Annotated in this window: 17 protein-coding genes; 9 read left to right on the top strand and 8 right to left on the bottom strand. The window is 71.8% G+C overall.

Features of this window, described 5'->3' with window-relative positions:
- The first annotated feature begins 94 nt into the window (after positions 1 to 94).
- Genes HY049_05520 through HY049_05550 form a run of 7 tightly spaced genes read left to right on the top strand, consistent with a single transcriptional unit; the run spans position 95 to position 3,610 of the window.
- Positions 95 to 538 carry a flavin reductase gene (locus tag HY049_05520; protein ID MBI3448360.1) on the top strand — a complete coding sequence of 148 codons (444 nt, stop codon included), beginning with the start codon at positions 95 to 97 and terminating at the stop codon, positions 536 to 538.
- Between the two features lie 4 nt (positions 539 to 542).
- Entirely contained in the window at positions 543 to 1,064 is a 522-nt protein-coding gene (locus HY049_05525) for a GAF domain-containing protein (GenBank protein MBI3448361.1), read from the top strand.
- A complete protein-coding gene (locus HY049_05530) occupies positions 1,004 to 1,429 on the top strand; it encodes a Rieske 2Fe-2S domain-containing protein (protein ID MBI3448362.1) in 426 nt (141 codons plus the stop codon). The genes HY049_05525 and HY049_05530 overlap by 61 nt, the downstream gene beginning before the upstream one ends.
- Positions 1,407 to 2,033 (top strand): molybdenum cofactor guanylyltransferase, encoded by a 627-nt coding sequence (locus tag HY049_05535; GenBank protein ID MBI3448363.1) that lies wholly within the window; start codon positions 1,407 to 1,409, stop codon positions 2,031 to 2,033. The genes HY049_05530 and HY049_05535 overlap by 23 nt, the downstream gene beginning before the upstream one ends.
- A complete protein-coding gene (locus HY049_05540; GenBank protein ID MBI3448364.1) occupies positions 2,030 to 2,716 on the top strand; it encodes a hypothetical protein in 687 nt (228 codons plus the stop codon). The genes HY049_05535 and HY049_05540 overlap by 4 nt, the downstream gene beginning before the upstream one ends.
- A 10-nt stretch (positions 2,717 to 2,726) precedes the next feature.
- Positions 2,727 to 3,227 (top strand): hypothetical protein, encoded by a 501-nt coding sequence (locus tag HY049_05545; GenBank protein MBI3448365.1) that lies wholly within the window; start codon positions 2,727 to 2,729, stop codon positions 3,225 to 3,227.
- Positions 3,224 to 3,610: a cytochrome c gene (locus HY049_05550; GenBank protein MBI3448366.1), complete on the top strand. Its 387-nt coding sequence runs from the start codon at positions 3,224 to 3,226 to the stop codon at positions 3,608 to 3,610. The genes HY049_05545 and HY049_05550 overlap by 4 nt, the downstream gene beginning before the upstream one ends.
- Here the strand turns inward: HY049_05550 and queG are convergent.
- From queG to HY049_05590, 8 genes are all read right to left on the bottom strand, one after another.
- Positions 3,607 to 4,857 (bottom strand): tRNA epoxyqueuosine(34) reductase QueG, encoded by a 1,251-nt coding sequence (queG, locus tag HY049_05555; protein MBI3448367.1) that lies wholly within the window; start codon positions 4,855 to 4,857, stop codon positions 3,607 to 3,609. The genes HY049_05550 and queG overlap by 4 nt on opposite strands.
- Positions 4,858 to 4,956: 99 nt before the next feature.
- On the bottom strand, positions 4,957 to 5,727 hold the full coding sequence (nth, locus tag HY049_05560; GenBank protein MBI3448368.1) for an endonuclease III: 771 nt from the start codon (positions 5,725 to 5,727) through the stop codon (positions 4,957 to 4,959).
- Positions 5,643 to 7,391 (bottom strand): DNA polymerase/3'-5' exonuclease PolX, encoded by a 1,749-nt coding sequence (gene polX / locus HY049_05565; protein MBI3448369.1) that lies wholly within the window; start codon positions 7,389 to 7,391, stop codon positions 5,643 to 5,645. The genes nth and polX overlap by 85 nt, the downstream gene beginning before the upstream one ends.
- 11 nt (positions 7,392 to 7,402) lie before the next feature.
- Positions 7,403 to 8,764, bottom strand: a complete 1,362-nt coding sequence (locus HY049_05570) for a DUF1015 domain-containing protein (protein ID MBI3448370.1) — start codon at positions 8,762 to 8,764, stop codon at positions 7,403 to 7,405.
- Positions 8,765 to 8,874: 110 nt separating this feature from the next.
- Entirely contained in the window at positions 8,875 to 17,079 is an 8,205-nt protein-coding gene (locus HY049_05575; GenBank protein ID MBI3448371.1) for a S8 family serine peptidase, read from the bottom strand.
- Between the two features lies 1 nt (position 17,080).
- Entirely contained in the window at positions 17,081 to 17,686 is a 606-nt protein-coding gene (locus HY049_05580) for a hypothetical protein (protein ID MBI3448372.1), read from the bottom strand.
- Positions 17,687 to 17,784: 98 nt separating this feature from the next.
- Positions 17,785 to 19,413, bottom strand: a complete 1,629-nt coding sequence (locus HY049_05585) for a hypothetical protein (GenBank protein ID MBI3448373.1) — start codon at positions 19,411 to 19,413, stop codon at positions 17,785 to 17,787.
- A complete protein-coding gene (locus tag HY049_05590; protein MBI3448374.1) occupies positions 19,406 to 20,206 on the bottom strand; it encodes an MBL fold metallo-hydrolase in 801 nt (266 codons plus the stop codon). The genes HY049_05585 and HY049_05590 overlap by 8 nt, the downstream gene beginning before the upstream one ends.
- Positions 20,207 to 20,237: 31 nt before the next feature.
- Here HY049_05590 and HY049_05595 point away from each other — a divergent pair, with 31 nt between their 5' ends.
- Positions 20,238 to 20,522: a hypothetical protein gene (locus HY049_05595; protein ID MBI3448375.1), complete on the top strand. Its 285-nt coding sequence runs from the start codon at positions 20,238 to 20,240 to the stop codon at positions 20,520 to 20,522.
- Between the two features lie 19 nt (positions 20,523 to 20,541).
- The gene (locus tag HY049_05600) at positions 20,542 to 21,582 is read left to right on the top strand and encodes an MBL fold metallo-hydrolase (GenBank protein MBI3448376.1); all 1,041 of its coding nucleotides are present in this window, start codon (positions 20,542 to 20,544) and stop codon (positions 21,580 to 21,582) included.
- The last annotated feature ends 72 nt before the right edge of the window (positions 21,583 to 21,654 follow it).

The raw sequence follows: 21,654 nt of genomic DNA on the forward strand, positions 1-21,654 counted from the left end.
GCCGGCGGACAGTACAGTTGAGATCCTGCGGCAGGACGGAACGACGCGGCCTGGAGGAGCTTTGGACGAGAAGGCGAAGAAGAGCGCGCTCCTGATGATCCCGTACGGCCTCTACGTCGTCGGCGTCACGGACGGCAAGACGACGAGCGCGTTCACGGCGAACTTCGTCTCGCAGTGCTCGTTCCAGCCCCCCCTCCTCATGCTGGGGGTGAATCGCGACGGGCGCGCGCACGCCATCCTCGAGAAGGGGCGCGTCTTCTCGCTCAACCTTCTCGCGAGCGATCAGAAGGACATCGCGGCCGCCTTCTTCAAGTCGCCCGAGGCCGACGGGACCCGCATCGGCTCCTACGAGTTCGTGCGCGGCGAGACGGGGGTGCCGCTCCTGATGGACGCTCCGGCGAGCCTCGAGTGCCGCGTCGTGAGCATCCAGCTGGTCGGGGATCACAGCGTGGTCGTCGGCGAGGTCGTCGGCGCGCTGCAACGGCGCGAGGCGAAGCCTCTCACCATGGAACAGACGGGATGGAAGTATGGGGGATGAGAGGGTGACGGCGGGAATCGAAGGGCTCGCGGGCATCGTGGCGGCGAGCCTCCGATCGGCGACGGGAGCCTCCGACGCGATTCGCAGGACCGTCGAGGCGATCAAGGCGTCGAACCCTCTCTTCCACTGGGCCGGGGTCTACCTCCTCGAGGGAACGATGCTCTCGCTGGCCCACGAGATCGGGCATCCGACGCCGCACCGCCTCATCCCGCTCGACAAGGGGATCTGCGGAGCGGCCGCGCGGGAGGGGGTCACGATCGTCGTCGACGACGTCCACGCCGATCCGCGCTATCTGGCGTGCACCCTGAGGACGCGCTCCGAAATCGTCGTGCCCCTCCGCGCGTCGGGGCGCATCCTCGGCGAGATCGACATCGACAGCGACGAGCCCGCCGCCTTCACGAAGGGGGATCGAGCGGCCCTCGAGAGCGTCTCGGATCTCCTCTCGGCGTTCCTCGACAGGGCGGCATGGACCGACGCGGGGAGCGCCGCGCCGCGTTCGGGGGCCGCGGCCGGGGAGGGGCGTTGAGGTTCGTCCGCTTCGCGGCGCAGGAGGAGATCCCGCCGGGCGGCAAGAAGTCCCTGCGCATCGGGCTCCGGCACATCGTCGTCTTCAACGTCGCGGGGCGCCTCTTCGCGATCGAGGACGCCTGCTCGCACATGAAGGCGCCCCTCTCGGCCGGCCGGCTGAAGGGGATGGAGATCACCTGCATGCGGCACGCCTGGACGTACGACCTCGAGACCGGAAAACGCCTCGGCGGCGAGCCGGGGTGCGTCAGGACCTTCCAGGTCAAGGCCGAGGGAGGAACGATCTTCGTCGATCCGACCGTCGCGGAGCCGGCGGGGGCGGACGAGGGAGAGGGTCTCCCGGATGACGTCCCCCCTCCGGCCTGAGGCGCCTCGCGCCGCCGCGGCCATCCTGGCGGGCGGGCGCGCCACGCGGATGGGCGGCGTCTCCAAGGCGCTCCTTCCCTTCGAGGGGAGCCTCCTCATCGATCGCCAGCTCCGGGTGCTCGCGCCGATCTTCGAGGTCATCCTGATCGCCGCCGCGCCGTCGCACGACCCGGCGCCGTTCCTCGCGCGAGGCCTGACCGTCGTCACCGATCGGCACGAAGGGGAGGGGCCGCTCGCCGGGCTCCACGCGGCGCTCACCGCATCTCCCGCCCCGTGGCTCTTCGCGGTCGCGTGCGACATGCCGTTCCTCGACGCCGATCTCATCGCTTCGCTCTGGGCGCGCGCCGCGCGGATCGGCGAGGCGGACGCGCTGGTCCCGAAAATCCGCGGGAGGGTCGAGCCGCTCCACGCCTTCTACCGGGCCTCCGCGGCCGGCGTCGCCGAGGCGTGCCTCCTCGAGGGATCCCGCGCGATGTCCGACCTCCTCTCGCGCGTGAGGGTCCGGTTCGTCGACGAGGGATCGTTCCCGGCGCTCTCGGCGACCAGGTCGTTCGTGAACCTGAACTCCCCCGGCGACGTGGCGGCGGCGAAGGAGGGTCCATGAGCGTCCGGCCAATCCTCTCGATTGGCGCCCCCGCGAACGGGTCGGGGAAGACTCTTCTCGCGGCCGGGATCCTCGCGGCGCATCCCGGGGCCTTCTCGGCCGTCAAGTTCACCACCGTGTACCGGGACGGGCGGAACTGCCCCCGCACCGAGGTCGAATGCGCGTGCCGGAAGCTGCACGGGCGCTACACGATCCTCTCCGAGAGAGGCGTGATCGAACGGGAGGGGACCGACACGGGGCGTCTCACCCGTGCCGGCGCCTCCCGCGTGCTCTGGGCGCTCGCCGTTCCGGGGGCCCACGCGGAGATGTGGCGCCATCTCGACGCGGAGGTCCTGGCGGGGGGCGAGAGGCTCGTCACCGAGGGGAACCGGATCATCCCCGTGGTCGATCCCGCGCTCGTGGTGATGGTCATCCCCCCGGGCCTCCCCGAGGAGACGTGGAAGAGCGACACGTGGGATCTCGTCGCCCGCGCAGGGGTGGTCGTCGTGAACGCGCGCGGCGAAGGGGCCGCTCCCTGCGGGCCGCTCGTGGCGCGCCTCCGCGATCGGACGCGCGCGGCGATCACCGTGCAGGACGTGTCGATCCCCCTTTCGGCCTGGCCCGACGGGACGCTCGCGCGGCTCGCCTCGCGACTTGTGGACGCGACGGCGTATCCTCCGCCGGTCCGACCCGCAACGAGCTGAGATCCCGACGATGGCCCGAGCGCTAGAGACCCTCCAGATCATCACCTTCCTGTGCGTCGCCGCCGTGGTGACGCTCGGCTACTCCGCCGCCGCGGGGGCGGTTCCCCTCGCGACCCACATCAAGTGGGGGTTCCTCGGGGCGATGGTCCCGGCCTTCACGCACTCCATGACGCTCTTCTACCTGATCGGGAGCAGCGGCAACGTGCGGGAGGCGGTGAGGCCGCACGGCTTCAAGGAGTACCTCCCCGAGATGGCCTCGTTCCACCGCATCCTCTCGCCCTGGCTCACCTTCGCCATCGCGGGCGCGATCGCCTCCGTGATCACCGGAGGAGGGGCGCACACCCGGATCTGGCCGGTCTGGCTCCACCACTCGACCGCGCTCGCCACGCTCGCCCTCAACGCCGTCGCCATGTGGAAAGGGATCCGCGTCATCGCGGCGAACGTGAGGCTCCAGACGCGCCTCGATGCCGCCCTGCGCGAGGCGGAGTCTCGCGGCGGCGCGGCCTCGTGATCCCGCGGAAGAGCTGGCCGCTCGCCGCCGTGGTCGTGGCGGGGGTGACGGCGCTGGCCCTCTGGGGCAAGAGCCTCTACGACGAGCGCTGGCTCCCTCCCGGCCCCCCGGAGGTCGCGGGGCGCGTGTTGATGGAGCGCAAGCGGTGCGTGCGCTGTCACCGGATCTCGGGAACGGGCGGCCAGGCAGGTCCCGACCTCACCGTCGTCGCGCGCCGCCGCAGCCTCGAGTGGATGAGGAGCTACCTCGACGAGCCGCGCGCCGTCGATCCCAACGCGCGCATGCCGAAGCCGAATCTGACCGACGAGCAGCGCGAAGCCCTCCTCGCGTACCTCGAGACGCTCGGCGGCGCAGGCGTCGTCCCGCCGGGCGCCGACAACTAGTCGATCGCGGCGAGAGCCCAGGAGGCGGCCTCGGCCACCGCCGGCTCGGGGTCCGAAGCGGCCTGTGTCAGGGCCGCGATGGCGTGCGGGTCCGGCGCCGATCGTTCCCCCGCGGCGCGCAGGGCATTGCCCAGGTTGATCGCGGCGTTGCGCCTCAGCCCATGGTACGTCGCGCGCTTCATCGCGCTCCCGCGAAAGCGCTCGGTGTACTCCGCGAGGCTCATCGAGAGGACGGAGACGAGATCGAGCGCCGCCTCCGCGTCTTCCTCCGCGGCTCTCCGCGGCGGTGCGACGTCCCGATTCCACGGGCAGGCGGTCTGGCACGCGTCGCAGCCGAAGAGGTGCGCCCCCGCGGCCTCGCGGTGCTCGCGGGGGAACTCCCCTCGCATCTCGATCGTGTGGTACGAGAGGCAAAGGCGGCTGTCGACGACCTTCGGCTCGACGATCGCCCCGGTGGGGCACGCCTCGATGCACAGCGAGCACTGGCCGCACTCGTCGAGGGCCGGTGCGTCCGGCGGCAGCTCGAGATCGGTCAGGACCACCGCGAGGAAGAAGTAGGAGCCGCTCTCCCTGTTGAGCACGAGCGCGTTCTTCCCGATCCACCCGACCCCCGACTGCGCGGCCCAGAGCCGCTCGAGGATCGCCCCGGTGTCCACGTACTCGGCAGCGCGCGCGTCGTACCGGGTGCGGAGAAACGTCGCGAGATTCGACGCCATCGCGCCGACGCGGAGATGGTAGTCGTTCCCTCTCGCGTACCGCGCCACCTCTCCCGAAAGCGGATTGGCCGGCGCGTCAGGGCCCGCGTCGTAACGGACCGCCCCGACGAGGATCGATCGCGCGTCGCGGAGAAGCAGGGAAGGTCTCCGTCGTTCGGCGGCCCCCCGCACGAGATAGTCCATCCCGCCGTGGTGGCCGCGCGCCACCCATTCGTCGAATCGGGCGACCTGCGCCGGCGGCGTCGCGGCCGAGACGCCCAGGTGGTCGAATCCCAGCTCGCGGGCCCTCTCGGCGATCTCCGCGCGCGCGGCGGCGGGGTTCAGAGGCGGGGCTTGACGTCGTCCGGCAGCCGGACACCGTGAAAATTGATCGCGCGGCGGCGGGTCTGGTCCGAGAGCGTGTCGGCGATCCGTCCCTCGAGATCGATCTCGCCGCGCTCGAAGGCGCCGAAGTGGAACTCGCAGAAGCCGAGGAGATAGGGGGGATCGAGACAGTAGGCGGCGCCGCCGAACGACGTGATGAACTTGCAATGCGGGGCCTCGGCGGCGGGGCCGGCCGGAGCCGCCTCGGTGTCCTCGAGCCATGGAGCCTTGAACGCCATGCGTCCTCCGTGTCGTGCGGGCCTCGATCTAGCCTCGCCGGCGCGGCGCCGTCAAGGACCTCTTCCCGGAGAGCTCCACTCCCGCCGGGCAGTCGGCAAGGAGCGGGCACTCCGCGCACCGAGGCTTCCGGGCGTCGCAGATCGCCCGGCCGTGGGTGATCATCCGCGTCCCGAAGGGGATCCACTCCGACGCGGGAACGACCTCCATCAGGTCGCGCTCGATCTTCACCGGGTCGTCGTGAGCCGTCAGGCCGAGGCGGCGCGAGAGCCGGTGGACGTGCGTGTCGACGACGATCCCGGAGACGATGCCGAACGACTCTCCGAGGACGAGGTTCGCCGTCTTCCTTCCCACGCCCGGGAGCGCGATCAGCTCCTCCATCGAGGACGGGACCTTCCCGCCGTGATCCCGGACGAGCGCCGCCGCCAACCCCTGGATCGAGCGCGCCTTGCTCCGGAAGAAGCCGGTCGAGCGGACGGCCTCCTCGATCTCCTCGCGCGCCGCCCCGGCGTAGTCGGCGGCCGTCGGGTACCTTCGGAAGAGATCCTTCGTGACGAGGTTCACCCGCGCGTCCGTGCACTGCGCCGACAGCACCGTCGCGACGAGGCACTCGAGCGGGTTTCCGAAGTTCAGGGCGCACCGCGCGTCGGGGTACGCCGCGATCAGGGCGCCGACCACGCGGGCGACGCGCGCCCGCTCCCTGGATGTGGCGCCGCTCACGCCCGGCCCCGACGGCGATCCCGCGCCGCGGCGATCTCCTCCCACGGCCGCGCGTTGAGGATGTCCTCCGCCCGGAGCCATCCCCGGCGCGCGGTGTCGATCCCGTACTCGACGTCGCCGATCCCCGAGACGTCATGCGCGTCGGGATTGATCGCGACGGGGACGCCGGCGTCGCGCGCCTGGCGAGCGCGGGCGGGCTCGAGATCGAGCCGGTGCGGGTTGGCGTTGATCTCGATCGCGGCCCCCGAGCGCGCGGCGGCGGCGATCACCGCGTCGAGATCGACCGCGAAGGCCTTGCGTCCGAGAAGGAGCCGTCCGGTCGGATGGCCGAGGATCGTGAGGAAGGGGTTCTCGACCGCCCGCACGACGCGCCGGGTCATGTCGGCCAGCGGCATCGCGAACCCGCTGTGCACGGAGCCGATGACGAAGTCGAACGCGCCGAGGACCGCGTCGGGATAGTCGAGCGAGCCATCCGGCAGGATGTCGCTCTCGATGCCGTGGAGGATGCGGGTCGACGGGAACTTCGGGCGCAGCGCGTCGATCTCCTCGCGCTGGCGCGCCACGTCGGGCTCCTTCAACCCCCGGGCGTAGGCCGCGGTCCGGCTGTGGTCGGAGATCCCCACGTAGGCGTACCCGGCCTCCGCGGCGGCGCGGATCATCTCCTCGAGGCTTCCGCGCCCGTCGCTCCACGTGCTGTGGACGTGGAAGATGCCGCGAAGGTCGCGGCGCTCCACGAGGCGGGGGAGAGCGCCCGACTCGGCCGCCTCGATCTCGCCCGCCCCCTCGCGAATCTCCGGAGGGATGAACGGAAGATCGAGCGCGCGGAACAGATCCTCCTCCGTGTCGCAGCGGACGCTCCCCGCGCCTCCCGCGCTCGCGGCGGATCGCGCCAGCCCCGAGGGTGTCAGCGTCATGCGGAATCGATCCGAGGAGGCCCGGGCCGCGAGCGCCGTGTTGTGCGCGCGCGAGCCGGTGAAGTAATGCAGGGCGCACGCGAAGGAGGCGTCGCTCACGACCCGAAGCCGGACGGCGAAGCCGCCGCCCATCCGGACCGAGGCCTGGTCGCTTCCGGCCTCGACGACCCCCTCGACCCCGGGGGCGGAGGCGAAGGCGGCCGCGACGGAGCTCGCGTCCGCCGCCGCGGCGACGAGATCGAGGTTGGCGATGACGTCGCACCGCCGCCGCACGCTCCCCGCGATGGCCGCCCGCGAGACGCCGGGCAGCGCCTCGACGAGCGCGAGGATCTCCCGGGCGCGGGCCGTCGCCTCGCTGAGGAGGAATCTTCCCTGCTGGCGCCTCAGGAACTCGATCCCCTCGAGGACCTTCGCCTGCGTCCTCTCGCCGAACCCGGTGAGCGAAGCCAGCCGGTTCTCCCGGCAGGCGTACTCGAGGGCCGCCAGCGAGTCGACGCCGAGCTGCTCGTGGAGCGCGCGGACCTTCTTCGGGCCGAGCCCGGGGACGCCGAGGACGTCGAGAAGCCCCGAGGGGACCTCGCGCCGCAGCTCGTCGTGGTAGGGGAGGGCGCCCGTCGTCACGAGCGTGCCGATCTTCTCCTCGAGCGCCTGGCCGATCCCCCTGAGCTTGCCGAGATCGCCGCGGGCCACGAGGGCGGCGAGGTCCTCGTTCAGCGAGAGGATCGTGCGGGCGGCGTTCGAGAAAGCCCGCGCCTTGAACGGGTTCTCCCCCTTGAGCTCCAGGAGGAGGGCGATCTCGTCGAGAATCCCGGCGACGCGCGCGCGATCCAACGCGAAAGCCTTCAGCCGGCGTGTGCGGCCGGGGCGGGCTCTGCGACCTCGTCGACCGGATCGATCGGGTTCATGACGAGGCCGGTGAGCACCTTCGGGTAGAAGTACGTCGACTTCTGGGGCATCTGCAGCCCGCCGCCCGCGACCGCCATCAGGTGCTCCTTCGCCGTGGGATTGAGGAGCAGCGCGACCTGGGCCTCGCCGGCGTCGACCCACGCCAGGGCGCGGTCGATGTCGTCGGTGTAGCGCAGAGGTCCCCCCTCCTCGCGCTGGCGCTCCAGCGAGAGGCCGAGCGACTTCTCGAGGAGGAGGTGATGGAGGACGGAGACGTCGAGGTGGCGGAGCGGCTCGGCGAGCGACTCGAGGTGGCGCGCGCGATCCAGCGACTCCTTCACGAGCAGGATCTGGAACGCCCCCGGCCCGGTGTAGGCGGCGTAGACGTTGCGCCCGCCGCGGGCCGCCTCGCGAAGCTTCCGGCGGATCTGATCCGCGCGCGGGTCGAACCCCTCGAAGGAAAACTCCTTCACGTCGAAGAACTCGCGCGACTTCTTGAGGAGGTGCGCCCGGTCGAGCCCTTCGACGTCCCGCACCGCGCGATGGTACGGGAGAATCGTCACGCCGGCCGAGTCCATGCTCGTGAGGTAGCACATGACGTAATCGTACGATCGCGTTCCGGGAGCCGATCGATCCTCGGCGCGGAGCTTGTCCCGGAGCGCCCGCGAGGCCTCGTAGCGGTGGTGCCCGTCGGCGATCCACATCGTCCGATCGCGCAGTCCCTCCGTGATCGACCGGATCATCCCCCGATCGGTGAGGCGCCACAGCTTCGCCTCGGTCCCCGCGTCGTCGACGGCCCAGCGCTCCGGCGGCCGCTCTCCGAACGCCTCGACCGAGCGCCCGATCGTCCCCTCGGGATCCGAGTAGAGGATGAAGATCTGGCTGAGATGCATGCGCGTCGCGTGGAGCAGCTCGGTGCGATCCGCCCTGGGGGCGTCCATCGTGCGCTCGTGGGGGAGGATCGTCTTCGAGTCGCCGTCCTCGATCCGGACGCGCGCGACGAGCCCGAACCGCGTGCGCTCGCCCTGCCCCTTCACGGAGTACCTCTGCGAGACGACGTAGAAGCAGGGCGTCTCGTCCCGGACGAGCACGCCGTCCTTCTGCCATTGAGAGAGCAGCCGCGCCGCGTTCCGGTACTTGTCGAACTCCCCCTCGGGGCGGGGGAGGATCAGGTGCGCGACGTTGTGGGGATGCCTGCGGCGGTACTCCTCGTCCTTCTCAGCCGAGATGACGTCGTAGGGCGGGGCGACGACCGGTTTGAGATCCGGCACGCGCAAAGGGCTGTAGAGAAGCCCCCGGAAGGGAATGACGGTGGCCATGGCCTCGTGTCTCTGGCGTGTGCGTGGAGTGCATGTTCGTCGGGTGAGCCGCGGTGATTCTCGCAGAGGGGGGGCACCTCGGTCAAGTCACCGGGGGTCACGGGTGGTGGTCACGGGACGACGGATGTGCCGAAGACGGAGGCCAGGATGGCCAGATCGATCCCGTCGACGGCGCCGTCGGCGTTGAGATCCGCTGGGGCCCGGTAGCGCGGCTCGCCGGCGAAGCTGCCGAAGGCGGCGACGATCGCCGCCAGATCGTCGGCGTCGACGGCCCCCGATCCGTTCACGTCCGCCCGCCGCCGGTCGGGGGCGATCACGAGGGCGGAGGCGAGAGTGGCCGACTGGCCGTCGGGGTTCGTGAGCGTCAGCGCGCGGGAGGTCGCCGGCGCTCCGGGGTCGACGTCGACGAGGGCCGTCACGGAGTCCGCGGCAGGGGTCTTCACGGATCGGAACGAGACGCCCGGGCCCGCGTCGAGCGTGATCGGATCCCGGAACCCCGCCCCGCGAAGCTCGACGGCACCCCCCGACGCCCCCTGCCCGAGCGCCGCCGCGGCGACGGAGCTCAGCCGGGGGGCCGGGAAGCACGCTTCGGGCTCCGTCACGTCGACGTCGTCGATGTACCAGCCGAACCCCACCCCTCCGCCGAGGACGTCGCTCCGGAGCCTGAAGCCGAGCCGGATCGTCGTCCCCGCGAACGGCGAGAGATCGAAGACCGCCTTCCTCCACGCGCCGGTCCTCCCCGCGTAGACCCCGGACCCCGGAGCGATGGGAGGGTTGGAGTCGCGGTCGATCGTGTTCGGGTAGCCGCCGACGGGCTTGATGTACACGGGCGACGTGCTGGTGGGCGTTTCGACCTCGACCCACGCGCCGTCGTCCTCCGCGTTCGGGGAGCCGATCGCGAAGATGTCGTAGTAGTGCCAGAAGGTGAGCGTCGCCGAGGAGGCCTGTCGGAGGTCGATCTCCGGCGAGATGAGCGTCTGATCCGATCCCGCCTCGTACTGCCCGGTGAGATCGGTTCCCCACACGAGCGCGCCGGAGAAGGCCCCGGGGGGGCCGACGGTCGGCACGCCCCGGCGCCACTCCGAGAGTTTTCCCGTCGGGACCCATCCCGGGTCGGCCGCCTCCATGTCGTCGTGGAAGATCGCGCGCCGGCGCGTCGTCTCGGTGGCGAGGCGGGGATCGGTCGACGGGATCTCGCTGCGGTTTCCAGAGTCGTCCGCGGACGCGAGGGAGAGGACGGCCGGGGTGCACTCCGGCAGGCCTGGAAACGTCGCCGTGTGCTCCGTCGTGAGGGTGACGTCCGAGACGCTCTCGGGCACCGCCCCCGACGGCGCGACGGTCGCCTCGCTGGTGGAGGGCTCGTCGGTGGCCCACTCGAGCCGGATCGTGGTCCCGTCGTCCTCGCGCGTCGTCCTCACGCGCGAGATCTTGGGCGGCCGGCAGTCCGCGATCGATGCGGACGCGGTCACGGCGCGCGGCGCCCCCGTGCCGTCGTCGGCGTCCTGGTACGTCACGGTGAGCGTGTCCCCCTCGCCGACCGCGAGGGAACCGGACGCCGGCGCGGGGGCGAGGTCGATCCGCCCCTCGAAGATCCCGGACGCCTCCGTCGTCTCGAAGAGCACGAGGGGGAACGACGCCGAGGCGGCGGAGACCTGCACGACCGCCGCCTCGCGGAGCGCCGGGTTCGAGTTCAGGTCGGTGTCGGCGAGGAGGACGCCGGCCGACGTGGGCCCGCAGGCGTACGCCTCGCGGTCCAGCTCCAGGCGGCCGGCCCGGCATCCCGCGAGAGCCGTGACGGTGATCTCGTCGAGGTACCATCCGGGAGCGGCCGCCGGCGTCCCGTTGTCCACGATCGCCCGGAATCGGACGCGCGTGGGCCCTCCCGCGAACGGCGAGAGATCGAACTTCGACTCCACGTAACCGAGGCTCAAATTCGTGAACGCGGGCGTGGCGGCCTCGCTCCGATCCGTGTGGACGGCCCCCGGGTAGCCGGCGGTCGGCGCGATCGGCATCCACTGGTTCCTGAACCACACCTCCACGGTCCCGCCGTCTCCGCCGGTGTCACGGGTGAACTCGTAGTCGTGGTGGATGGTCAGCGTGGCGGCGCTCGCGTCGTCGAGGTTGAACCACGGGGAGACGAGCCAGCTCTCCGTCCGCTGCCGCTCCCTATCCTTGAGATAGTTTCCCGCGAGGTTGGTCGCGGCCACCGCCGAGCCGCGGTACGCGACGAAGGGGCCTGAGAGGGGGCGCCCGACCTGCCAGAGGTCGTGAACGCCGGCGTGGGTCCATCCGGGAGCGCCGGATTCGAATCCTTCGGAGAGGACCGTGACGTCCCTCGGAGCGTCGAGCGCGTACAGCCCGCCCCCGTCGTCGGTGGATCTGTTCCCCCCGCGATCCGCCGAGGCCACCTGAACCCGGTACACGCCGCACGGGGCGAGCCCCGAGACCGTGACCGCGTGGTGCGCCGTGAGGCCGGCGGAGCTGAAGACGGCCCCGCCCGGCTGCAGCATCACGTCGCTCGTCGACGGCTCGTCCGTGTCCCACTCGACGACGGCCGAGCTCGAGGTGAGCGCGCGGCTCCGCACCGAGGAGATCACGGGGGGGGTGCAGTCGATGACGCGCGTGCGGTCGGTTGCGGCGGCGGGGGCGCCGGTGCCGTCGTCCGCGTCGAGGTACGTCGCCGTGACGACGTCCCCCTCCCGGACCCTGATCTGTCCCGGCCCCCCCGCGGGGCCGAACGGAGCCACGCCGAAGAACGCGCCGCTGTGCGGCGCCGTCTCGACGAGCGCGACGTCGAGCGGGTCGGGGTCGCTCGGGGAGACGACCCGCGCCGTCGCGGTGTCCGGCGCGTTCGGATCCGCGTCGAGATCGGTGTCCCAGAGCCTCACCTCGATGGGCGCGCCACCGCAGTCGCGGCCCGGTGCGTCCAGGCGCAGCCGCCCCCGGCGGCACGCCGCCGCGCCGACGACGCGCACGTCGTCGAGATACCAGCCGGCCCCCGGCACGTTCAGCGCGTCGATGCTGTCCTGGTAGAGATGGAAGCGGATCCGGACGTGATGCCCCGCGAACGCGTCGAGACGGAACGTGGCCTGCTCCCACGCCGGCGTGGTCCCGGCGTAGACGCGGCTCGCGAACGGGATGTCGCTGTTGTTGGCGATGATGTCCGGGTACCCTCCCTCGGGGGTCACGTACGTCCACGTCGCGCCGCCGTCGATCGACACCTCCACCCACCCTCCGTCGTCGAGACCCTGGCCGGGATCGCTGGTGAAGATGTCGTACCAGTGCATGAACGTGAGCGTGGCGGCGTCGAGCCCGACGAGATCGACGTCCGGGCTCACGAGGTACTCGTCGGCGCCGCGCTCGTAGGGGCCGGTCAGATCGATCCCCCAGGCGTGCGTGCCGCTGAAGGCCCCGCCGGGCCCGTCCACAGGGAGCCCCGCGGCCCATTCGTCGAAGATCCCGCCGTGCGACCAGCCCGACGTCCCCGACTCGAGATCGTCGAAGAAGACCTCGCTCGTTCTCCCCGCCGCTTCGTGGAACGGCGCGCCGCCGTCGTCCGCTTCGGCCGCGTTTCCCCGCGCGTCGACGGAGGCGACCCGGAAGTACACCGTCGTGCAGGGAGCGAGGCCCGAGATCGGGATCTCGTGGTGCCGCGTGGCGGGGGCGCCCGCGGCGCTGAGGCCGAGCGTGGGGTCGGGCCCGTACGTGACCGTCGAGGAGGCGGGCTCGTCGGTCTCCCACGCGAGCCGCAGGCTCCCGAACCCGAGGGTGAAAAGCCGCACGCCCGAGATGATCGGGGGCGTGCAGTCGTCCACCGGAATCTCCCGCCGAATCGTCTCGGCCACCCCGCCTCCGGCGTCGAGATCGACGTAGGTCACGGTCACCGTGTCGCCGGCGGCCACGTGCAGCCGGCCGGGGACGAACCCGCCGGAGAGAGGAAGATCTCCGACGAACCTCCCGGACGCCGGGGACGTCTCGGTCAGCGTCAACATGAGCGGGGACGGATCCGCGGGTGAGGAGGCGAGGACCGTCACCCGGCCGGCGAGCTTTCGATCCAAGTCGGCGTTGCCGTCCTCGACCGTCACGACCGGGGTCTGTCCGCAGCCCACCGGCGTCGCCGGGGCGATCGTCAGCGCGGCCCGGTTGCACGCCGTCACTCCCGGCGGGACGCCGATGGCCTCGTTGCTGAAACCGCTCTCGTTTCCGTAGACGTCCACCGCGCTCAGCGCGAGGAACCTCGGCACGCACGGCGAGAGGGAGGAGAGGAGCGTCTCCTGCTCGCGCACCTCCGCGCGCACCGGGGAGGCCCCCTCCGCGGCTCCCTGCCCCGAGTAGGCCGGGCCCGGGGCGTCCGAGTCGTAGTGGACCCTGATCTCGCCCAGGTCGGCGTCGGCGGGATCGCTCCAGCGCAACCGGAGCCGTCCGACCCCGTCGGGCTCCGCGACGAGCTGCGACGGAGGCGCGGGGGGCGTGCAGTCGGGAACCTCCGCGGACACGTCCACGGAATGGCTCGTGCCGTCCCCCTGATCCTGATCGGTGTACCTGACGGTGAAGCTGTCACCCGGCGCCACGCTCAGCTTCCCGGGCGCCGCCGTCCCGCTGAGCGACACCGCCCCCGCGAACATCGCCGTGTCGGGCCCCGTCTCGTTGAGCAGGATGCCGACGGATCCGTCCGGGCCGGTGACGACGGCGGAGGCCACCTCCCTGTGCATCGGGTCCTGGTCCAGGTCCGAGTCGCTGAGCGTCACGCGCGCGACCTGCGAGCAGCCGTACGCGGGTGCGTCGAGAATCAGCGTCCCTCGATGGCAGGGCGCCACGGCCGACACGGTGACGTCGTCGACGTACCAGCCGGCTCCCGGCGGCCTGGTGGAGGCCGGATCGCGCCACAGCCTGAAGCGGATCCGGACCGTGTTCCCCTCGAAGGGGGAGAGGTCGAACGTTTCGCCCAGCCAGCCGAGCGACGACGCCGCGAAGACGCCCGATCCGGGGGGGAGATACGGGTTGTCGGGCCCCTGCGCGACCGGATAGCCGCGGACCGGAGAGATGGCGCTCCACGTCGCTCCGTCGTCGATGCTCAGCTCGAGCCAGGCGCCATCCTGAGGCGACCCCGCGGCCCCGTCGAACGGGAGGTCGTAGGAATGGTTGAAGGTGAGCCGCGGCGCCGTCAGATCGCGGAGATCGATCGGCGGCGACTCGAGGAAGGCGTCCGCCTTCGCGGAGTAGGGGGACGCGAGGCGCGTGGCCCACGCGCGGGTCCCCGAGAAGGCGTGCCCGGGGCCCGAGTGCGGGGCGCCGAGCTCCCACTCGTCGTGCGCTCCTCCGTGGGTCCAGCGCCCCGCCCCCGACTCGAAGTCGTCCGAGAAGAGCGTGATGCGCTTGTCCGCCGCCGTCGAGAAGGTGAGCGTTCCCGACGCCGGGAAGATCCCCGTGCTCCCCGCGGCGTCGGACGACGCGACGTGGAACCGGTACGAGGAGCACGGCTGAAGGCGATCGACCACGACGCGGTGATCGAGGACCGGAGTCGGGTCCGACGCGAAGACGCCCCGGTCGCCGACGACCACCGAATCGGCGGCGCGATCGGTCCGCCAGGCGACCACGACGTGATCGGTGCCGGCCTTCTCGACGCGGACGCCGTCGATGAGGGGGATCGAGCACCGCACGACGGCCGTCGCCGTCGCGCGCGCGGGCCCTCCCGCCCCCGCGTCGGCGTCGTCGTACGCGAGCGTGAACGTCTCGCCGTCCGCGACCTCGAGGGCGCCGTCACGCGCCGCGGCCCCCGATCGAATCGGGATCCCCCCCCGGAACACGCCGCTCCCGGGGGGATCCTCGTCGAGCACGATCTGCTCGGGCGCCGGCTCGGTCGCGCTCGTCGCGGACGCGCTCACGCGCCCTTCGCCCGCGAGATCCGCGTCGGCGACGACCACGTCGGCGACGGCGCCGCACGCGTACGCGTCGGAGCCGAGGCTGATCTCGCCGCGGCGCGTCACCGAGGCCACGTTGTCGAGGTAGAGGGCGAAGTCCTGATCCGTGACGCCGGGCGCGGATGGCACGCCGTCTCCGGTGAGCGACGTCGCGACGACGCGGACGAAGAAGCTCCGGCGCAGGCCGGGAGCGAGCCGGACCACCTCGGTGTTGTCGCGCTCGTCAGCGGACCCCGCGGAGAGGCTGTTTCCCGAGGCGTCGAAGTTGTTTCCGAGCCACGTGACCCCGTCCGAGGCGACCTCGAGATCCAGGTCGTTGACCCACGAGTCGCCCGCCGGAGTCCCGGGGGCGTCGGTCCAGCTCAGGGCGATCGTGACGGGCTGGTTCGCGTCCGCGGCGCGGAACGGCCCCTTGACGACCGTCTGCCCCGAAGACGTCAGGAGGTCGGCCTGATCGAAGGCCTCGCGGTGGCGGCGCCCCACGAGCCCCGAGACGTTCACGCGCCCCCACCCCTGATCGGTCCCCGGCCGGTGCGGATTGAGCCCTCCGCCCCCTGCGGGAGAGCCGCCGAGATCTTTCGCGGACGCGACGAGCATCGATCGGACCATCGCCGGGCTCGGCGTCCGGCCGAAAGCTTTCCTGTAGTCCTCGACCGCCAGCACGGCGGCGCCGCTCACGTGCGCGGTCCCCTGGCTCGACCCGCCTGTCCAGGTGTACAGGCGCTGCGACGCCGGGCGGTAAGTGTCGCAGAGCCCGAGGCCGGTGTAGAGAGGGGACTGGGAGACGAGGGAGAAGATGTGGGAGGCCGGCGCGACGAGGTCCGGCTTCAACCGCCCGTCGGTCGTGGGCCCCCGGCCGCTCGTGCGTCGGACCTGGTCGGCGTCGTCCGCCTCGTCGGGGCCGAAGCCGCATCCGTCGGTTCCGTCGGGGCGGAACGATTCGGTGCCGCCGACGCCCACGACGTTCTTCGCGAGCCCGGGAGAGTCGATCGTGAAGGGACCCAGGTTCCCCCGGTTCCCCACCGAGGCGATGACGATCATCGGCTGGTCGCCGTTCGTCGGATCGCCATCGACGTCGCGGACCAGGCCGTCGAACTCGCGGGCGAGGAGATCGTAGTTCGCGCCGCCCGTCCCCCACGAGTTGTTGCTGATGCGCGCGCCCCGCCGCCACGCGTCCTCGAGGATCTCGGAGAGCGATCGCGTCAGGGCTCCGTTCCCCGCGCAGTCGAAGATGCGGGACGACCCGACGCGCGCCGTCGGCGCGACGCCGAGCCCAAGCTCGTAACCGTCGCTGTCGCTGAGCCGGACCGAAAGGGGCGGGTCGCCCGCGATGATCCCCGCGAGGTGCGTCCCGTGCCCGACGCAGTCGTCGAGCATCCCCTCCCCGGTCTCGTCGCGCGCGAAGGCCAGGCGGCCCGCCAGCGCGGGATGGGAGGCGCCGAGGCCGCCGGTGTCGATCCCGGTGTCGACGATCTGGACGATGGTCGACGAGAGATCGTCCAGGCCGTGGAAGGCGAGCCACGCGCGGTACTGCGGCGAGAGCGGCCGTCCCCCCGCCACGAGCCCGGCGGTGATCAGCGAGGGGATCTCGTCGTGCCGGACCGGGGCGCGGTACGGCTCGGCCCAGACCAGCTCGGGCCACGCGGCGATCTCGTCGAGCGCGCCCCTTGCGATCGTCAGCGTCACCGCGAGCATCCCGGGGACGCGGGGGGAGGCGATCGGGAACGACGTGGCGCGGTCCCTCGCGGCGGCGGCGGCCGCGGCTCCGGCGGGCGAGTCCGGAAAGGCGAGCGTCACGTCGATCGGACCTTCGAGGCCGTCGAGTTCGGGGCTGACGCGATCGCGAGGCGGGAGAATCCCGGCGAAGTCGACGGGCGCCGGCAGGAGACGAATCTTCCGCGCGGCGGCGTCGGGCAGCCAGACGACGTACGCGTCGCCGGGAAGGGCCATCAGCACGCGCGACCCGGGGAGCGATCTCACCGCGTCGATCCACTCCCCTCGCACGGGTCGTGAGAACCGCACGAGGTGGAGGCCCGCCGCCGGCGACGCCGCGGCGAAGGAGTCGCGCGTCACCGTCCGCCGCCTCAGGTGGACCCCGTCGGCCAGGCGTCTTCGCACGTGGAGACCCTTCGCGCGCAGCGCGGCGGCGCCGGGATCGGCGGCGAACTCGGCGACGACGTACGAGTCGAGCTCGTCGACGACGCGCATGCCGGAGCGCGACAGCTCCGCGGCGCTCTGGGCCCACGATCCGTCCTTGTCGATGAGGAGCCGAACCGGCCCGGCGTGCGTCGGCCGGGATGCGGCGCGCGCGGAGTGGAAGAGCGCGGCGGCCGCGGCGCACGCGACGACGAGAAGCCATGTCAGCCGCGCACCCCGACCCTCGTGCCGTCTCATGCTACGGGGCTCCCGCGCCGGGGGCGGAGCGGATCTTCAGCGTCGAGCCGTTGAATCGCGACGGGATCTCGGCGCCTCCGGGGGAGGTCAGACCGGCGCGGTCGAACGCGAGCGCCGTGTCCCCGGCGGCGAGGGCGCGGAAGGTGAGGCGGCAGACCACTCCCGCGCCCCCCGCGCCCCCGGGGCCGAGACGGGCCAGGCCCACCAGGATCCGTTCACCGGAGGAGGCGGGCCGAGCGAGGAAGCGGGTGGTGGCGTGGTTTCTGTGGAACCACCCCCCCTCGGCGAAGCCGTCGGGGACCGGAACGACCAGCGCGGGGTCGAAGACCAGATGGAAGAAGATGGCGGAGACGTTCGAGGCATCGTGCGCCACGACCTCCACGGTGAACGCATCTCCCGCGCGAACCCGCTTCGGGCGGATGCGGGCGGTGATCGTCGTCGTGCTCAAGCTCCGGGAAGGGGCGGCTCCCTCGTCGAGGGAGGCCTCCGCTCCGCCGGTGGAGGGGTGGGAAGGGACGGGGGGGCCGGCGCCGGAAGGGGTGACGCAGACCATCGTCGCGCAGATCATCAGCGCGAACAATCGCAGGGGAGCTGCACGGCATGGCATCTACGTATTCGACACGCCTGACGAGGCGCCCGTTGCCCTTCCCGGAGAGCAGCGTAGCATCGAGGATCTCGAGCCGTCAAAAGGGTTTGCCGGCTCGATCAGGGGCTGGGAGCGGAACCCCGCAGCTCGGCGAACTCCTTCTCGGCGGTGAGGGATCCCATCTCGGGGTCCGAGCCGATCCAGTCGAGCTTCGAATACCCCTGGGCGACCGCCTGGCGGAGCCATTCGAGCGCGCGCGATCTCTCTCCCGAGATGGCGCAGGCCCGCGCCGCCTCGAGGAACGAGGCGACGTCCCCGTGCCGGCGGATGGCGGCGGCGTCCCGCTCGAGCGCCGGCATCACCATCGCCGCGGACTTTCCGCCGTCGGCGACGGCCTTCGCGGCGCGCGCCCAGTGAACGTAGAGCCCGGCCTTCGTGCCTGCCGATCGCGGGCCGAAATCGACGAGGGCGCCGCGCCTCAACACCTCCGCCGCGTCGGCCGGGAGACCGTACTCGCTGTAGACCGCGGCGAGCCCGGTGAAGAGGCTGAGCCCCGGCCGCGGGAGGCCGAGAGCCTGCTCCATCAGCCCCACCGCCTCGTTCTGGCGCCCGGCCTTGAGCTCGAGGCGAGCCAGCGCCTCGTAGGCGGAGGACGCCAGGCTCTCGCTCGTCACCCCGCCGTACGACGCGTCCGGGAAGTCGGAGGTGACGCTCCGGTACAGCGCCGCGGCCTCCGCGGCCCGCCCCATCCGGTCCGCGCAGAGAGCCTTCAGGTAGACGACGGTCCCCTGGCCGAGACCCCGTCGCGTCTTGAACTCCGCCCTCGCGAGCCCGGCCTGCGCCTCGGAGTACTTGCCGCGGGAGATGAGCGACGCCGCCATGCGCACGAGGATGGCCGGACCTTGCTCCGGGAACTGATCGCCGACCTGCCGGTAGATCTGGGCGGCGTAGTCCCTCCGTCCCATCCGATCGCAGACGAGGGCGATCTGGAGGAGCGCCCCCGGGAACGTCGGGGCGAGGAGATTGGCGCGGCGAAACGCCAGGAGGGCCTCCTCGAGGTGCCCGAGATCGAGCTGCGCGAGCCCCTCCATCTGATACGTCTGATAGCGCGCTGGGACGCCGTTGCGGAGCTCCGCGAGGACGCGCAGGGCCTCGGGCGCGTCCCCTCGCGCGATGAGCGTCTGCGCGTACGCTTCGTGAACCCACGGGGGGCTCGAGTCCGCCTTGAGTCCCCATGCGCGATCGGCCTCGTCGAACTCCGCCGCGCGGTCTGCGGCGATCATCGAGGCGAGCGCGAGCGCGGCGTGCGCGCGGGCGTCGTCCGGCGATCCGATCACCGCCTTGCGGGCGAGATCCACCGCCTGGTCGATGCGGGCGTCGTCGGCGTCCCATCGGCGCAGGAACCGGATGGCCGTCGCGCGCGCGAGGCCGGCCAGGACGACGCCGTCCGTCGGATCCATCGCCCGGGCGGACTCGAGAAGCGTGACCGCCGCGTCGACCTGGGCCTTCTCCGGCTCGTCGAGGAGCCTCTCGGCCCTGAGCGCCATCTCGCGGCTGGTCAGGATGCGGGCCGGGCCGCCATCCGCCGGGGCGGGCTCGTCGGGGCTGACCACGCGCTCCGGCGGCGCCCCCGGGGCTGTGGCCTCGGGGGATGCGATCGGCGCCGCCTCGAGGAGCACGGAGGCGGCGAGGGTGGCGGCAACGAGGAGACATCCGGCGGTAACGGTCACGTCGCGGAGATTAGTCACCCGGCCGGGAATCCACAAGATACGGCGCGAGATCGATCGGCGTCCCGCGCGGGGCGTCGAGGACCCGGGCTCCCGGGGCAACGCGCGCGGCGCGCTCCGCGAACTCGGCGGCCGAGCCGCGCGCGCGATAGAGCAGCCGGGACAGCCTCTCGAAGCGCATCTCGGCGTGGATCGGGATCGCGACCGCGATTCCGAGCGCGGCGGCCGCCTCGGCGGCCTCGGCGGGGGTCATCGTGAGGCGCACTCCCGCGAGCGCGGTGCCGCTGACGGGAAGGCACCCCGCGTTGGGCCGGCATCGCTCGCGGATCTCGCCGAAGCCGGCGTGACGGGCGGTGTCCCCGGCGTGGAGCAGGCGCAGCCCCGCCATCTCGACCAGGAACGAGATCTCGCGCGCCGCGTTCGGGGCGCGCGCGGGGAGGGCCTGGATGCGGCACGCTCCGGAGGCCGCGCTCTCCCACGGCGCGAGGACCGACGCGTCGGCGAAGCCGAGGCGGCGCACCGCCCTCGCCTGCGATCGCGTCGCGACGAGGACGAGCGCCCTCTTCGAGGGGAGCCGCGCCAGCCCCTCCGCATCGAAGTGATCCTCGTGCGCGTGGGTCATGGCGATGACGTCGATGCGGCCCAGATCCTGAGGCTCGAGCCCCGGCGCGGGCATCCGAATCCCGAACATGCGGGACGTGCGCGCGCGGCGCGCGAAGAACCCGAAGCACGGGTCGATCAGAACGCGCGCCCCCGCCCCCTCGACGAGGACGCACGCGTGGAGGATCCGGGTCAGGGCGGGAATTGTTGACACCTCCTCTCCCCGCTCGGTACGCTCCCGGGCGATGAGACTCTGCTGGTTCTGCGGCACCGAGGCGCGCGCCGAAGGGAAGATCGCGCGGAAGGATACCTGCCCGAAGTGCAGGATGTCCGTCAAGTGCTGCAAGAACTGCCGCTTCTTCGAGACGTCGGCGCCGAGGCAGTGCTGCGAGCCCGCGGCCGAGTTCGTCGGCGACAAGGAAGGGGCGAACTTCTGCGAGTATTTCGACTTCCAGGAGCGCTCCGGCCGACCTGACGGGAATCAGGGCGAGAAAGCCCGGAGCCGGTTCGATTCGCTGTTCAAGAAGTAGCTTCAGGGAGGAGCCCTCGATGCGCCGATTCGGAATCGCCGTCCTGCTCTTCGTTCTCGCCGGGGGCGCGCCGCTCTTCGCGCACATGGGGCCGCCCGACAAGCCCGCCGCCGCGCCGCCCCAGGCGGGGGCGCTGAAGGTCGAGCCGGTGGGGGAGGGGGCGTACTGCCTCTACGGGCAGGGGGGGAACATCGGCATCTTCGTGTCGAAGGACGCCGTCTTCATGGTCGACACGCAGTTCGATCAGCTCGCCCCGGCGATCGACGCGGAGATCAAGAAGCTGTCGCCGGCCGCGATCCGGTACGTCGTCAACACCCATCACCACTTCGATCACACCGGCGGCAACCGGTACTTCGCGAAGGTCGCCGAGATCGTCGGCCACGAGAACGTCCGGACCCACCTCTTCATGGGCCCCCCCTTCGCTCAGGCGACCTACCCCGGACGGATCAAGGAGCTCGAGTCGCTCCTGTCGTCGGGACGGCCGATGGATCCCGCGTACAAGAAGGTTCTCGAGGGGCGGACGCAGCTCTACAAGGCCATGCTCGGCGCGGCGGAGGGGTTCAAGCCCGAGGAGGTCGCCGCTCCGACGATCACATACAGGGACTCGATCAAGCTCTACCTCGGTGACGAGGAAATCCAGATCTTCCACGTCGCGCCGGGGCACACCGACGGCGACTCGATCGTCTATTTCCCGAAGCGGAAGGTCGTGCACATGGGCGACGTCTTCGTCAACGCGACGTACCCGTTCATCGACATCGACGGCGGCGGCTCGTCGCAGGGGTGGCTCAAGACGCTCGACCGCGTCCTCGAGACGCTGCCGCCGGACACGCGCGTCATCCCAGGCCACGGGGAGGCGGCCGGGATCGTCGAGCTGAAGCGATTCCGCGCGTACATGAATGACCTCCGGGCGGCGGTCGCGTCGGCGATAGGCGCAGGCAAGACGCTCGAGGAGGCGGTGCGGGACATCCGGCTCGAGGGGTACGCCGACATGAAGGCGAGCTTCATGTCCCTTCCGCAGAACGTCGACCAGGTCTGGCAGGAGATGGGCGGGAAGAAGTAGGTGGTTCCGACTTTTACTCTTGACGCGATGCCACCGTCGCGGTACACAATGATCCCTGCCACCGTCTCTCCC

The sequence above is a fragment of the Acidobacteriota bacterium genome, from assembly GCA_016195325.1.
Taxonomy (GTDB): domain Bacteria; phylum Acidobacteriota; class Polarisedimenticolia; order JACPZX01; family JACPZX01; genus JACPZX01.